At 51.5% G+C, this 13971-nt stretch carries 11 protein-coding genes; 3 read left to right on the forward strand and 8 right to left on the reverse strand.

What is annotated here, in order from left to right; genetic code table 11:
- Positions 1 to 11: 11 nt before the first annotated feature.
- From ygjJ to ebgR, 5 genes are all read right to left on the reverse strand, one after another.
- The gene (ygjJ, locus tag OGY06_RS01870; RefSeq protein ID WP_003828540.1) at positions 12 to 1073 is read right to left on the reverse strand and encodes a protein YgjJ; all 1062 of its coding nucleotides are present in this window, start codon (positions 1071 to 1073) and stop codon (positions 12 to 14) included.
- Positions 1074 to 1155: 82 nt separating this feature from the next.
- Positions 1156 to 2589 (reverse strand): amino acid permease, encoded by a 1434-nt coding sequence (locus tag OGY06_RS01875; RefSeq protein WP_003828538.1) that lies wholly within the window; start codon positions 2587 to 2589, stop codon positions 1156 to 1158.
- A 65-nt stretch (positions 2590 to 2654) separates the two neighbouring features.
- Positions 2655 to 3104: a beta-galactosidase subunit beta gene (locus OGY06_RS01880; protein ID WP_003828536.1), complete on the reverse strand. Its 450-nt coding sequence runs from the start codon at positions 3102 to 3104 to the stop codon at positions 2655 to 2657.
- Entirely contained in the window at positions 3101 to 6193 is a 3093-nt protein-coding gene (gene ebgA / locus OGY06_RS01885) for a beta-galactosidase subunit alpha (RefSeq protein WP_286604520.1), read from the reverse strand. The genes OGY06_RS01880 and ebgA overlap by 4 nt, the downstream gene beginning before the upstream one ends.
- Positions 6194 to 6400: 207 nt before the next feature.
- Positions 6401 to 7384 carry a transcriptional regulator EbgR gene (gene ebgR, locus OGY06_RS01890; protein WP_032945068.1) on the reverse strand — a complete coding sequence of 328 codons (984 nt, stop codon included), beginning with the start codon at positions 7382 to 7384 and terminating at the stop codon, positions 6401 to 6403.
- 209 nt (positions 7385 to 7593) lie between these two features.
- Here ebgR and OGY06_RS01895 point away from each other — a divergent pair, with 209 nt between their 5' ends.
- Entirely contained in the window at positions 7594 to 7926 is a 333-nt protein-coding gene (locus OGY06_RS01895; protein WP_003828529.1) for a tRNA-binding protein, read from the forward strand.
- Between the two features lie 77 nt (positions 7927 to 8003).
- On the opposite strand, the gene ygjG is transcribed toward OGY06_RS01895, so the two are convergent.
- The gene (gene ygjG / locus OGY06_RS01900) at positions 8004 to 9383 is read right to left on the reverse strand and encodes a putrescine aminotransferase (protein ID WP_057067552.1); all 1380 of its coding nucleotides are present in this window, start codon (positions 9381 to 9383) and stop codon (positions 8004 to 8006) included.
- A gap of 430 nt (positions 9384 to 9813) precedes the next feature.
- Between ygjG and OGY06_RS01905 the strand changes: the two genes are divergently transcribed.
- Entirely contained in the window at positions 9814 to 11334 is a 1521-nt protein-coding gene (locus OGY06_RS01905) for a methyl-accepting chemotaxis protein (protein ID WP_003828526.1), read from the forward strand.
- A 53-nt stretch (positions 11335 to 11387) separates the two neighbouring features.
- Here the strand turns inward: OGY06_RS01905 and OGY06_RS01910 are convergent, their stop codons facing one another.
- Complete coding sequence (locus OGY06_RS01910) at positions 11388 to 12068, reverse strand: PadR family transcriptional regulator (RefSeq protein ID WP_165612482.1); 681 nt, start codon at positions 12066 to 12068, stop codon at positions 11388 to 11390.
- A gap of 236 nt (positions 12069 to 12304) precedes the next feature.
- On the opposite strand from OGY06_RS01910, the gene OGY06_RS01915 reads away from it, so the two are divergent.
- On the forward strand, positions 12305 to 13078 hold the full coding sequence (locus tag OGY06_RS01915) for a siderophore-interacting protein (protein WP_126957010.1): 774 nt from the start codon (positions 12305 to 12307) through the stop codon (positions 13076 to 13078).
- Here OGY06_RS01915 and OGY06_RS01920 read toward each other — a convergent pair whose 3' ends face one another.
- Positions 13079 to 13927 (reverse strand): helix-turn-helix domain-containing protein, encoded by an 849-nt coding sequence (locus tag OGY06_RS01920; protein WP_197385868.1) that lies wholly within the window; start codon positions 13925 to 13927, stop codon positions 13079 to 13081.
- Positions 13928 to 13971: the final 44 nt, after the last annotated feature.

Here is a 13971-nt window from a genome sequence, read left to right on the forward strand (position 1 = left end):
TCCGGTCCTTGTTACCAATAGAAATATTGCATCAGGAAGATTTGGTCGCTCGGGTCGCCGGATGCATTCTGCATATAGAACCGACTGTCGAAGGCAGTAGCGAAACGGCCGCCGCCGTATTCATACCAGATACCGAACTGCATAAAGGAAGTGGTTTCGTCCTCATAGCTATCCGGTCGGTGTTTGGCGTAGCTATAAGCAGTGGAGAGGTAAACGCCTTTTAGCGCTTCATACATTGCGCTGACCATATAGCCGGTTTCGGTGCCGGACACATCCAGCCCGTCGGCGCGGCCCGTGTGGTGCCAGGCGCGGGCGGCGAAGTTGGGCGAAAGGATGCCGGTCAGGAACAGCTGTCCGGTACCATCTGTTATCTCCAGGCCGTTCATCCAGGTTACGCCTTCAGTCAGGTCGTACTGGATATAGCCGTTCATCATGGCCGGATAGGTATATTTATCGTCGTAGCGATCGTATTTACCAAAGTGCAGCCAGGCTTTGCTCTCGTCGTGGTGTCCGGCGGGCGTTGCTGTCACGCTGTAGCGCAAAGGACCGGTCAGGTTTTGCACCTTAATGGCAGTCATGATGTCGCGAGTGTTGGGAATGACGTAGCCCAGGTCTGGAGTGAAATCCCCCCACCATTGCAGGTCATCCAGCGAAGAGTCCTGGCGCAGGCTGAGCATCAGCTCCGTTCCGTCATTGGTACGATAACCGCCGTAAAAGCGGTTGAGCCCGCCCTCGAATCCGCCCCAGCTATGGTCAGGAACCCAGGCATTGCCCTGATGGTCGGCCTGCACGGTCCAGCCCTCGCCGTAGATCAGACCAAACCAAGAGCCGTGTTTTATCTCCAGGCCACCTTCTATATAGGTACCATCACTGTATTTATGTTTGTCTTGTCCTTCTAAATCCATATATCCCCCCATGCCCAATTCGCCATAAAAGCGAAATGAGGGGGAAGATATTTCTGGCGTTTTCGTGTCGTCGTGTTCTGCAGGGCGAACTTCTTCTGCACCCAGAGAGGAGACGCAGAAAAAGGGCAGGGCAATAATTGCCCTGCAACAATGGCTAATGTTTTTCATGCTTCGATCCTAAGCAAATAAAATTTAATTTTTATTGTTATAGCCTTGGCGAATATTGTTTATTGTTATTATGTTTTAGTCATTAATTGATATCTGAAGCAGGGGCCGCCTCAATAGCTTTTTCTTCTTTGGTTAGCCCTTTGATATATTTACTGTATTTCCACCAGGCAAAACCGAGGAAAATAACAATCCCACCGACGTTATAGAAAATAATGGTCATGATATTGCCGCCGGTTGGGAAGGTAGAGGCAATAAATCCGATGGTGAAAAGAACGATCAGCATCGACACCACAACAATGCCGGTTTTTTGCGAACCCATACGGAAGTCGCGCGGTAAGTGGTCCAGTTTTGCACGCAGATTCAGGTAAGCCAGCATAATAAACAGCGGCGGCAGCATCGAGGCGGCGGCGGTCATGTTGATGATGGTGTTCATTAAATCCTGCACGGTATTGGAGCCGAGCGTCGGGATAATCATCAGCGGGATAACGATCAGGAACTGGATCCATGCTGCACGGGCCGGGACGCCATTTTCATTCAGTTCGACGGTTTTTTTACCGAAAATACCCGCCGGAATTTCAGAGAAGAAGATCTTCACCGGCGTTGCGGTCCACATCAGCAGGGAGCCGAACATCGCGGTAAAGGAGACCAGGCCGACAAAGCGGTTAACGACCAGCTCCGGCAGGCCGAAATATGCCGCCAGGCCGTGGAATACCTGCACCGAACCACCGGTAAACTTCAGCTCTTTGCTGCTGACGAATACGTTAATCAACACCGAGGAGATGGAATAGAGCACGCCGATAAAAATTCCGGCAATGATAATGACCTTCACGAACGATTTGGAGCCGCCCTTGACGTCGTTGACGTACACCGCCACCGACTCCGCGCCGCCTGCCGCCATAAAAATCCAGGTGGTGATACCGAGGAAGGCCCAGTTAAAATTCGGGATCATTGCGTCTACGGTGATAGGGTCAGCAGGCTGTACGCCGCCAACCAGCGCCGTACCTGCCAGTAAAATATAGGACAGCGTCAGCAGCAGCATCAACGTGGAGGTGACCGAGGTAATCGGCCCTAACATTTTTGCACCATTGGTCGAAACCCAGGTGGAGAAGGCAAACAGCACCATACTTAACACGGTGGTTGCGAACGGCGTCAGAATGTATTCGTAGCCTAAAAAAGCATATGAGGCGTAGGCAATAACGCGGGGCAAAAGCGAGGTAAAAAAGAACAGGTTAACGAACCAGTAGGTGTAGGCAGTAATAAATGCCCAACGCCCACCCAGCGAACTTTTTACCCATGCGTAGACACCGGCTTCGGAGTTTTTATTCAGCGAAACAAATTCAGCGATGATTAAGCAAAACGGAATAAAGTAGAAAATCGTCGCGAGGAAAAACATCGGTGCGGATGCCAGACCAAGCTCAATATTATTGTTGATTACGTTATTAAAACTATAAACCGCGGCAAAGGTGAGTGAAAGTAAGCCGAACTTGCCGATGGTATTACGTTTGGTATCAGACATAGCACATCTCCGATTCCTGATTATTATAGGGTACTGGCGGCGCAACGTCGGCGCCGCCTGTGTTTTTATTTATTATGAAAATAACCATCTTCGATGGTGACTTTGAGTACGACTTTTTTCACTGCGTTATTACAAATAAAACGATAGGCTTCATGATTGTCACAAATAACCATTTGTCCTTCGTGCACTTCGACGGTTTTTCCACAACCTTTCAGATATTCGCGATCGGTTTCATCGCGATAATATTCAACCACCTGGAGATCCTCTTTGGCGGCATACTCTATTTTTTGCTGCCCTTGCAGGTAGTAATGGATCTCAAAATAACGACGATGACCGGTAAACAGCGCATCGGTCGCGGAGTCTGTCTCCACGCGGTAGCTCAGGGAATCACCGATAGAGTGGGCGACGCCTGGCTGAATATTGTCAATATTTTCAATAGCCTCGACGCAGCGTTGCCATTTCCGACCTGAAGCATAGCGTTGCTGGAACTGCTCTAAGTTGTCGATGATCCTCATTTTGTATTCTCGCTGCGCATATTCGTGGAAAAGAACCCGGTGCCAAAGGCGCGGTTGGCGGTGGTTTGAGCGCCAGATTCGCTGCCGGAAACCGGCAACAACGTGAAGCCGTAGCTGAATGACGTAAACCAGACGCGCCAGGAATCGAGTACTTCACTTCCCCACGAGTTGGAACCTAAGCCCAGCAACTGGTGGTCCAGATTCAGGGTGATGTCATCGCTACGTTGCAGCGCGTTGCAGTGCTGTGCGGCAAAGATATTTTCCTGCGTATAGCGCCAGGCGCTCAGGTTGACAGGGCGCTGCGGGACCACCAGCAGGCCGTTGCCGTGGCGGTTGGTTAGCATTGCCCAACGCACGTCCTGACGATTGCCGTTGTTTTGCGGGAACGGATAATTTTCGAACATCTCATCCACGCTGCTGCGCCAGATGTCGATGATGTTGGCCTGCTGGCTATCGGCATAGTTTTCACCGGGACCACGTCCGTAATACGCCACCTGGCCCAAATCACCGTTGATGCCCATCGTGAAACCGATGCACGGAATAATGTCCCGGTACTCGCCGTAAGGCTGGCCAGAAAGTTCCACATTCAGCTGACCGTCCGCGGCAATGCGCCAGCGATAAGTGCAGCGCATACCGAAATCGAATACCGGCGGGGCGATAATGGTCTGGCTGGTTATCAGCAGCGCATCATCGGTTTGCTCAAGGGTAAACTCGCGCAGATGCTCCTGCATAATCTGTAAATGATTCGGCTGCCAGAGGCCTTCGAACTCTTGTTTGTGGTTATCAATGGTCGGTTTGAAGAAATTAATCTTCGGCTCGCGGGTAATCAGCTCTTCGCCATTGACGTTCCAGGCGATCGGTTTACCTGTCAGCTTTGAGAAGGTCAGATGGAAGTTATAACCGCGAACGGTGCAGCTCTGGCGGCTGTCTTCCAGCGTCAGAGGGTTGGCGTTTTGCAGGCTAAACGGTACGGCAGCCGCCGTTCTGGCCTTCAGCGGGAACTGATAAGTCGCGATGTGATGCCCGGCTTCGCTGTATGACGTTCGGGAATCTTTCGTCACGGTGACGTTAAGGAACGCTTCGCGCGCATCCAGCTCCGGCAGTGCGCATTGCAGCAGCGCGTCGCTGTTGGGAGGAACGTCGCGCAGTTTTATCTGCTGAACAAAGAGCGTATCTCCTTCGGCGCGAACCTCAATATGCAAGGTGTAGTCGTCAAGCGTGGTGAACCAGAGTTTGTTTTCTACCCGTAGCTCGCCGCGGGCCAGATCCTGTGCGCGCACTTTCACCGGCGCAATTACCTGCTTGTACTCTTTCAGTCCCGGTCCTGGGGTTTGATCGGAATAAATCAGGCCATCAAGGCAGAAGTTGTAGTTGTTCGGATAGTCGCCGTAGTCGCCGCCATATTTGTACCAGACGTTGCCGTCGTCATCTTTAGCCTGAATCCCGTGATCGCACCACTCCCATACATAGTGCCCCTGGATGCAATCATGCTGATAGAAGACGTTCTGATATTCCGTTAGCCCGCCGGGACCGTTGCCCATGGCGTGCGCATACTCGCAGATGATGCGCGGCTTAGGATGCGGATATTCACCAAACTCATTCATCAGCGGCACGCGGGTGTACATGGTGGAGATGATATCCACCACTTCGGCGTCACGATCTTCTTCGTAATGGATCAGACGCGTGTCATCCAGCGCTTTCGCAGCGTGATACATGGCGCGGATGTTACAGCCGTATCCGGATTCGTTACCGAGCGACCAGATGATGATCGAAGGGTGGTTTTTCTGCGCATGGACGTGGCGCACGATGCGCTCAACGTAGACATTTTCCCACAGTGGATCGTCGGTGATCCGACTGATATCGCCGATATTGGCGAAGCCGTGAGATTCAACGTCTGTTTCGGCCATCACGAACAGGCCGTAGATATCGCACAATTCATAGAAGCGCGGATCGTTCGGGTAATGGGCGGTGCGTACGGAGTTGATGTTGTGCTGCTTCATTAACAGCAGATCTTTTTCAACGCGATCCATACCGACAGCACGGCCCTTAAGATGATCGTTATCGTGGCGGTTAACGCCATGCAGCATCACGTAGCGGTTATTGATGTAAAACAGACCGTCGCGAACTTTAATATCGCGGAATCCAACGCGCTGTGGCACGACCTCAAGGATGTTGCCGCTGGCATCTTTCAGCGTCATCACCAGGTGGTAGAGATACGGCGATTCCGCCGACCACTGCTGCGGCGCGCTAACCTTGAAATGAAAAGCGGTCTGCGTTTGTTCATCCACCTTCAGAGTGTTAATCACACCGCTATGCAGCGCCTTCTCACCGTCAAATAAGGTGTATTCGAGCGACGCTATCGCTGGCGTGGAGGCCAGGTTTTCCAGCGCAATGTCGCAGGAGAGGGTGGCGTCGCGATAGTCATCATCGAACTCGGTGCGAACGGTAAAATCCTGAATGTGGGTCGCCTGTTTGCCGACCAGATAGACGTCGCGGAAAATTCCCGCCGACCACCACATATCCTGGTCTTCAACGTAGGTGGAATCAGCCCATTGCATTACGCGAACGCACAGCAGGTTATCACCGGTCTTCACCACCGCGCTGATATCAAATTCGGCCGTCAGGCGGCTGCCTTTGCTGAAGCCAACGTATTGACCATTCACGTAAACTTCGAAGTAGGTTTCTACGCCATCAAACTTAATCAGTGTCTGTTTGCCCTGCCAGCCTTCGCTGAGGGTGAAAATACGCTGATAGGCCCCGGTGGGGTTATTGGTCGGAACGTAGGGGACATCAATCGGGAAAGGAAAACCTTCGTCGGTATACTGCAGCTTGCCGTGTCCTTCCATCTGCCACATGCCGGGGACGGTGATGCTGCCCCAGTCACTCATAAACTGCGACGTAAAGGCTTCCGGCACCAGCAGCGGATGCTCAAAGAACTGAAAATTCCACTGACCGCTTAGCAGCTGAAAGAGGCTGCTGGTTTCGCGGGCAAACGAGCGAGCCTGCGCAACGGAGTCGTAAGAGAAAAAATATGCGCGTGGCGCCAGTCGATTTTCGTGGGTGAGCTGAATGTTTTCCCAGCGATTCATAAGGCCTCCCGGTGGAGAAAAATCGGAACCATTCATTGTAATGGTGGGTAAGTGTAATTGATGGTGATTTTAGTAAAAGTTTTACTAAAATATAGCGAGTGAAGTGATTTACTTTAACTGGATCACGAAAATAATTCGGACGCGGAAAAGAATGCATGACAATGCGCGCCCGGCATCAGAAGAAACCGGGCGGATTAACGGGGGATTTCAGCGGGTGGTGCCGCGCAGTTTCAGCTTGCTGGGAACAAAAACCAGCAGGGGGAGCGCACGCCCGTCACGGGCTTTTTCGAACAGCAGGTTGACGCCCTGACTGCCCATCATTTCCGAATGGATGCGAACGGTGGAAAGCGGAGGAAAGGTGAAACGCGCCGTTGGGATATCATTAACGCTAATCAGCGAAATATCCTGCGGAATATTCAGACCGCGCTCGTGGATGGCGCGCAGAACGCCAATGGCAATCGAGTCTGAAGCCACAAACAGGGCGCTGGGATAGTCGGGTTTCGCCAGCATTTCTTTAGCCAGTTCATAGCCTGATGAACTGGAGAAACCGCCGCGATAGATGTCCTGTTCAGAAACGACCTGCTGCAGACGACCGTATTCGACAAACGCGGCTTCGCGGATATCGGCCTTGCCTGGCTGGTCTTCGCCACCGATGAAGCCAATGCGGGTGACGCCCTGGGCAATGAAGAAGTCGATGCTCTCTTTGCTGATGCGGGCCAGATCGATATCGACGGCGTCATATTCGCTGCCGGATTCATGGAAATCGATAAAGCAGATATTGTCGGTAAGCGCTGTTGCCGCCTCGCGCAGAGCGGGAGAAGGCTTGCCGACAATAAGAATGCCGGTAATGTGTTTGCTCTCCGGCAGACCACTGTGCTCATAGCAGTTGGTCAGTTCGATCCCGAGTTTCTCACACTGGGTTTCAATCCCATGGCGGATCGCGAGGTAGTAAGGATCGTTGATTTCCAAATCTTGCTGATAGCTGTAGAGCGCCAGAATATGCTGGGGGCCGAGCGCGCTGGTCTGGTTCTTTCGGGCGCTGCTGGTTTTGTACTCCAGCTTTTCCGCGATCTCCAGAATGCGATGCTTAGTCTCTTCTTTTACATTCAGCGTGGGGTCATCGTTTAAAACCCGGGACACTGTCGCCAGGGACACGCCAGCTTCGATTGCGATGTCTTTAAGTGTTGCCATGTTTGCCTTTTCCCTGAGTTACCTGCGCATTGTAAATGAAGTGCTTATCTATTCATCTGTTTTCAGTAAAAAAAGCATGATTAATTGACATGCTCGGGGTAAAACTGGGCTTTCAGAGTGTGATGAGTACGTCATTTTCCCGCTTTTGAGAACAATGCTCGGAAAATATTTTGCTAATATTTAGTAAAATTTTACCAAAGGAGAAAATAATGGATACCGTCGCATTTGCTGATTTTGCCCGAATGGAAATACGTGTTGGAAAAATCGCACAGGTAAAGCGCCATGACAATGCCGATAAGCTGTATATCGTACAGGTAGATGTGGGAGAGCGTACGCTGCAAACCGTAACCAGCCTGGTGCCTTACTACAGAGAAGAGGAGCTGATGGGCAAAACGGTGGTGGTGCTGTGTAATCTGCAAAAGGCCAAAATGCGCGGTGAGACATCAGAGTGCATGCTGCTGTGCGCGGAAACCGACGATGGCAGTGAAAGCGTACTGTTGACGCCAGAACGCCTTATGCCTGCTGGTGTGCGGATTGTTTAAGTCAGGCTAATTGCCGGATGGCGGCTACGCCTTATCCGGCCTACAAAAGATTGTCTTTTATAGGCCGGGTAAGGTTGTTACATTTGCTCCACGCTCACCCGTAATGCTGCCAGGGCTTTGCGCGTCGATCGCAATACCAGATCGCATTGCTCGATCGTTAACGTCAACGGCGGTTCGATGCGGATCGTCTTTGCATTGTTAAGCGTGCCGGCAACCAGCACCCGCTGGCGGAACATCTCACTGGCAAAGTTGTAGCCGATTTCATTATCGACAAACTCAATCGCCATCAGCATGCCCTTACCGCGTACATCATGCACCAGGTCCGGGTATTCCCGCGCAAGCTGGCGGAAACCATCCAGCAACATATCGCCTTTCTGCTCCGCCTGAGCCGGTAAATTTTGCTCCAGCAGGACGTTAATGGTGGCCAGCGCAGCTGCACAAGCGAGCGGGTTGCCGCCAAAGGTGGTGGTATGCAGGAAAGGATTGTCGAACAGGACGGAGAACACCTCTTCGGTGGCAATGGTCGCGCCAATGGGCATCACACCGCCGCCCAACGCTTTGGCCAGACACATAATGTCGGGCTGCACGTTTTCGTGTTCGCAGGCGAACATTTTGCCGGTACGCCCCATGCCGGTTTGCACTTCGTCAAGGATCATCAGCGCGCCAAACTCATCGCAAAGTTTACGAACGGCAGTCAAATAGCCTTGTGGAGGCAAGATCACCCCACCTTCACCCTGGATGGGTTCGAGGATCACGGCTGCGACATCGTCACCGGTCTTTTTACACTCGCTGAGCATGGTGCGCATCGCGTTAATATCGCCAAACGGCACATGACGGAAGCCCGGCAGCAGCGGCATAAAGGGTTTACGGAAGGTGGATTTAGCTGTGGCGGACAGCGCGCCCAGTGATTTACCGTGGAATGCGCCGCTGGTGGCAATAAACGTAAATTTACCGCGCGGCGATTGATACGCTTTCGCCAGCTTCAGGGCGGCTTCAACCGACTCGGTCCCGCTGTTACAGAAAAAACTGTATTTCAGTTTACCGGGCGCCAGTGCGGCGAGAGTTTTTGCCAACATGGCCCGAAGAGGGTCAAGTAACTCCTGGCTGTGCAGAGGTTGTTTCGCGAGTTGATTCTGTACGGCGGAAACCACGACTGGATTACGGTGCCCCACGTTGAAAATTCCAAAACCACCCAGGCAATCGACGAACTCTTGCCCCTGGGTGTCGACAAGCGTATTCAGGCTTCCCGCTTGCCACTCTACGGCTCCGTAATCCCCGCCTGCAGTTACAGATTTTCGATACTCTAAGAACCCCGGATTGACATGCTCCTTGAAGTACTCAATCACCTCTTTGTTCAATGATTTCATTTCCTCATGATCAAGCGTGCGCTTTTCGATGAGATTCAGTGCGTGTGCGCTGCAGGCCAGGGCCGATGCGCTGGAAGGTAACCTGTTCAAAATATGCTCCCGGAGCTCGCGTATCACATGATACTGATTTAAGTATTGCAGGGATTGCGCCATTCCGGCGCGCTTAGCAAAAATCGGGATAAACACCAGGAAACATCTCATTTGCGCAACATTTAATGCCGTGATTTAACATTTGCTGGCATTTTGCCCAAGTAAGGAGCCTGAAAACAGATCGAATAAACGTAAATTTGCGCTAAAAATGGGCAAGATTTGCACTGTGACGGTGCGCTGGTAGAAGTGACGTTGAATAGTTACTAGATGAAAGTATTTTAAATCAATGGATTAGAATGCGTACAGATTTTGAGGTTTAATCGCAAATTGCGATCTAAATCAAATTTAACAACTAAAGATAAAAAAATTATCGCCGAAATAACATAAGCCGAAAGAGTTAACAACCAGATAACCTGCACAGGACGCAATCATGTCTTCTCATCCCTACGTTAGTCAGCAAAATACACCGCTGGATGATGATATCACCCTCATGTCTACCACCGATTTACAAAGCTATATTACCCATGCGAACGATACATTTGTCCAGGTCAGTGGCTATCAGCTGAATGAATTGCTCGATAAGCCGCACAATCAGGTTCGTCATCCGGACATGCCAAAAGCGGCGTTTGCGGATATGTGGTACACCCTGAAGCAGGGCGAGCCATGGAGCGGGATTGTGAAAAACCGGCGTAAGAATGGCGATCACTACTGGGTGAGGGCCAATGCGGTGCCGATGGTGCGGGAAGGACGCGTGACCGGGTATATGTCGATTCGTACCCGGGCAACTGACGAGGAAATTGCGGCAGTAGAGCCTTTATATAAAGCGCTGAACGAAGGGCGTTGCAACCGGCGTATTCATAAAGGGCTGGTGGTACGCAAAGGCTGGCTGGGTAAACTGCCGGCGATGCCGATTCGCTGGCGGGTACGCAGCGTGATGGCATTCATGTTTGTCCTGCTAGCGGCCACATTGCAGCAGATGGGCGCCGAATGGCCGTTACTGCTGATGAGCGCGTTGGTGATGGTGCTGGGAACGGCTATTTTCGAATGGCAAATTGTGCGTCCTATTGAGAATGTCACCCGTCAGGCTCTGAAAGTGGCGACCGGTGAGCGGAACAGCGTGTCGCATCTTAACCGTAGTGATGAACTGGGCCTGATGCTACGAGCAGTGGGCCAACTTGGATTAATGTGTCGCTGGCTCATTCACGACGTCTCCAGCCAGGTGAGTTGCGTGCGCAGCGACAGCGAAACGCTGGCGAAAGGCAGCGACGATTTAAACAAGCATACGCAGCAGACTGTCGAGAACGTGCAGGAAACGGTGACCACCATGAATCAGATGGCGGCATCGGTGAAACAAAACTCAGAGACCGCCGCCGCGGCCGATAAGCTCTCTATTGCCGCCAGCAGCGCGGCAACGCACGGCGGTGAGGCAATGGATACCGTCATCAAAACCATGGACGATATCGCCAACAGCACCCAGCGGATCGGCACTATTACGACGCTGATTAACGATATTGCCTTCCAGACTAACATTCTGGCTTTGAACGCCGCTGTTGAAGCCGCGCGGGCGGGCGAGCAGGGGAAAGGGTTCGCCGTGGTGGCGGGAGAAGTGCGTCATCTTGCTAGCCGCAGCGCCAGTGCGGCCAATGATATCCGCAAGCTGATTGATGCCAGCGCTGACAAGGTGCAGTCCGGATCTGACCAGGTTCACGCCGCAGGGCGCACGATGGACGATATTGTGGAGCAGGTGCAAAACGTCACTCAGCTGATCGCCCAAATCAGCCACTCCACGCTGGAACAATCGGATGGTCTTTCCAGCCTGACCCGCGCGGTGAATGAGCTGAGTAACATTACGCAGAAAAACGCCGAACTGGTTGAAGAGAGTGCGCAGATTTCCGCGATGGTGAAACATCGCGCGGGTCGTCTGGAAGATGCGGTTACGGTGCTGCATTAATACTAAAAATACAGGCGGAACGTCGGGCATACGGGTTCCGCCTGCTGTGCAGATTAATCCAACTGAGTAATATCCAGCGCAGCGCGATCGATAATACCGATGATTTTTTTGATCTGCGCATCGCTGGTATCACCATGATTGACGCGTAGATCCAGCACGGCTTTGAAGTTTTCCAGCGCGCGTTTCATCTGTGGATTTTTGCGTAATTCAAAACCCACGCAGCGGGCTTTAATCCGTTCGTGGATATGTTCCAGATGTTCACGGTTTTCATCCAGCCACTGCTGGCCCTGGGTCGTGATCGCAATCTGTTTACGCCCACCTTCCTCGTCGCTGACGGTGATCAGTGCCTGATCCTGCAAGAAATCCAGTGTTGGATAGATAACGCCCGGGCTTGGGGTGTAATTACCCTGGGTCAGGGTTTCAATCGCTTTAATCAGCTCATAGCCGTGGCTGGCGTCGCGGGTCAAGATATCCAGAATCACCAGGCGTAATTCGCCGTGGCCGAAGAACCGCTGACGACGACCACCGCCGCCGCCACGACCGTGGCGATGCCCGCAACCCTGCTCGTGGTGGTGTTCTTTGTTACAGCCTTCATGGCGATGTTCTTCACCTTTGCAGCAACCTGCATGGTGCTCGTTGTGGCGGCCTTCATGGTGATGTCCTTCACCCTTGCAGCAGCCTTCGTGTTGGTGCTCTGTGTGCTTACAGCAACCTTCATGATGGTTTTGCATCATCGTCTCCTGATATTGTTTAGATATATCTAATTTATATCTAAAAATTATCAGTTTGCAAGTCTACAAATCATATACTGTATAACGTGATGATTATTAAATGTTTTTAAATGGATGTGATAGTCAGGTAATCATAATTTAACTATATCAAAAAATGCTTGCAATATTTTTGATTAGCAATCATTATCATTTAAAAAATCAATTTAGATATATCTTATTATTTTCACGAAGGCGAAAAAATGACAACAAACACCTCACGCTACCCGCAGCGCGTTCGCAATGAACTGCGTTTTCGAGAACTTACTGTCCTGCGGGTAGAGCGTATTAGCGCGGGCTTTCAGCGCATTGTACTGGGCGGTGACGCTCTGGACGGTTTTAGCTCACGCGGCTTTGACGATCATACCAAGGTCTTTTTCCCTGAACCGGGCAGCCATTTTGTACCGCCGGTTGTCACCGATGAAGGCATTGCCTGGGCTGACGGCGTACGTCCGTTATCCCGTGACTACACGCCGTTGTATGACGAAACGCGCCATGAGCTGGCACTGGATTTCTATATTCATGACGGCGGCGTGGCAAGTACATGGGCGATGAATGCCCGTGAGGGTGATAAGCTTACGATCGGCGGGCCGCGCGGTTCTTTGGTGGTACCAGAGGACTATGCGTATCAGGTTTACGTGTGTGATGAGTCGGGAATGCCCGCGTTGCGCCGACGCCTGGAGTCGCTCTGCCGTTTGGCGGTACGTCCGCACGTTACGGCGTTGGTTAGCGTGCAGGATGCGGCGTACCAGGACTATTTTGCCCATCTCGACGGATTTACTCTTCAGTGGTTTATCGGCCATGACGAGCAGGCGGTGAATGAACACTTATCGCGGCTAAGCGTGCCCGCAGACGATTATTTCATCTGGATCACCGGCGAAGGCAAGGTGGTCAAAAACCTGAGTGCTCGTTTTGAAACCGAGGCGTTCGATCAGCAACGGGTTCGCGCAGCGGCTTACTGGCATCAACGCCGTTAATCAGTAATTAGAGGGCGGAACGCCAAACGCCTGGCGGAATGCGTAGCTAAATGCCGCGGTGCTTGAATACCCAACGTCGAGTGCCACGGCGGTTACGCTTTTATTTTTCTTCAGCATTAATACCGATTCAAGTATTCGCATTTTTTGCTTCCAGACGCTGAAAGGCAATCCGGTTTCTTTTTTGAAATGGCGTGAAAAGGTACGGGCAGACATACCCAGATGCTGCGCCCAGTATTCAACAGAATGCTCCAGTGCGGGGGATTCTTGTATTGTTCGGCAGACTTTGGTTAATTCGCGATCCTGCGGCCAGGGTAATACAAAAGCGACTTCCGGGAGTTGCATAATAATATCGACCAGCACACTAACCAGCTTGCCCTCTTTTGACTGACTATCATAATGGCCTGAAATTGAATTCGTGGCGTAATGAATAAACTCTCTGGCGAAATCACTGATAGCCACTACTTTGCATTCATTGATGCTCTCTTCAAGAAAGCCCGGTTTAATATCCAGATTTTCTAAATACACATCATCTAATGCCCAAACCGCATGCTCCGTATTATTTGGGATCCAAATGCCATAATGCGCCGGGATTATCCAGCACTTACCGGCAACATCAATGCGCATGCTGCCTTTGCGGGCGAAATGAAACTGCATAAAAGAGTGTGAATGCTGCGGTACATGGTGGTTGGCTTCCAGGACATATGAGCGAAAGAATACGTCCTGCGGCAGTTCGGTCATGGAGTTATCCGGGAAGGAGTTCCACTGTTTTTGCGCGAGAGTTTCCATAAATGAATCGTCAATGCTCCCGATGGTGTGTCCGCTGCTCGATAGATCTTGTCCGCGGATCATAATACATACACTCTTTTTTCCATAATAATCTTGCGTAATAATTT

This window comes from Citrobacter sp. Cpo147, assembly GCF_030332405.1.
Taxonomy (GTDB): domain Bacteria; phylum Pseudomonadota; class Gammaproteobacteria; order Enterobacterales; family Enterobacteriaceae; genus Citrobacter; species Citrobacter portucalensis.

Bases quoted from the DNA above. Each gene is read 5' to 3' on its own strand.
- OGY06_RS01875 (WP_003828538.1), bottom strand. From the start codon at position 2,589: ATGTCTGATACCAAACGTAATACCATCGGCAAGTTCGGCTTACTTTCA.
- OGY06_RS01880 (WP_003828536.1), bottom strand. From the start codon at position 3,104: ATGAGGATCATCGACAACTTAGAGCAGTTCCAGCAACGCTATGCTTCA.
- OGY06_RS01910 (WP_165612482.1), bottom strand. From the start codon at position 12,068: ATGATGCAAAACCATCATGAAGGTTGCTGTAAGCACACAGAGCACCAA.
- ygjJ (WP_003828540.1), bottom strand. From the start codon at position 1,073: ATGAAAAACATTAGCCATTGTTGCAGGGCAATTATTGCCCTGCCCTTT.
- OGY06_RS01895 (WP_003828529.1), top strand. From the start codon at position 7,594: ATGGATACCGTCGCATTTGCTGATTTTGCCCGAATGGAAATACGTGTT.
- OGY06_RS01915 (WP_126957010.1), top strand. From the start codon at position 12,305: ATGACAACAAACACCTCACGCTACCCGCAGCGCGTTCGCAATGAACTG.
- ebgR (WP_032945068.1), bottom strand. From the start codon at position 7,384: ATGGCAACACTTAAAGACATCGCAATCGAAGCTGGCGTGTCCCTGGCG.
- ebgA (WP_286604520.1), bottom strand. From the start codon at position 6,193: ATGAATCGCTGGGAAAACATTCAGCTCACCCACGAAAATCGACTGGCG.
- OGY06_RS01920 (WP_197385868.1), bottom strand. From the start codon at position 13,927: ATGATCCGCGGACAAGATCTATCGAGCAGCGGACACACCATCGGGAGC.
- OGY06_RS01905 (WP_003828526.1), top strand. From the start codon at position 9,814: ATGTCTTCTCATCCCTACGTTAGTCAGCAAAATACACCGCTGGATGAT.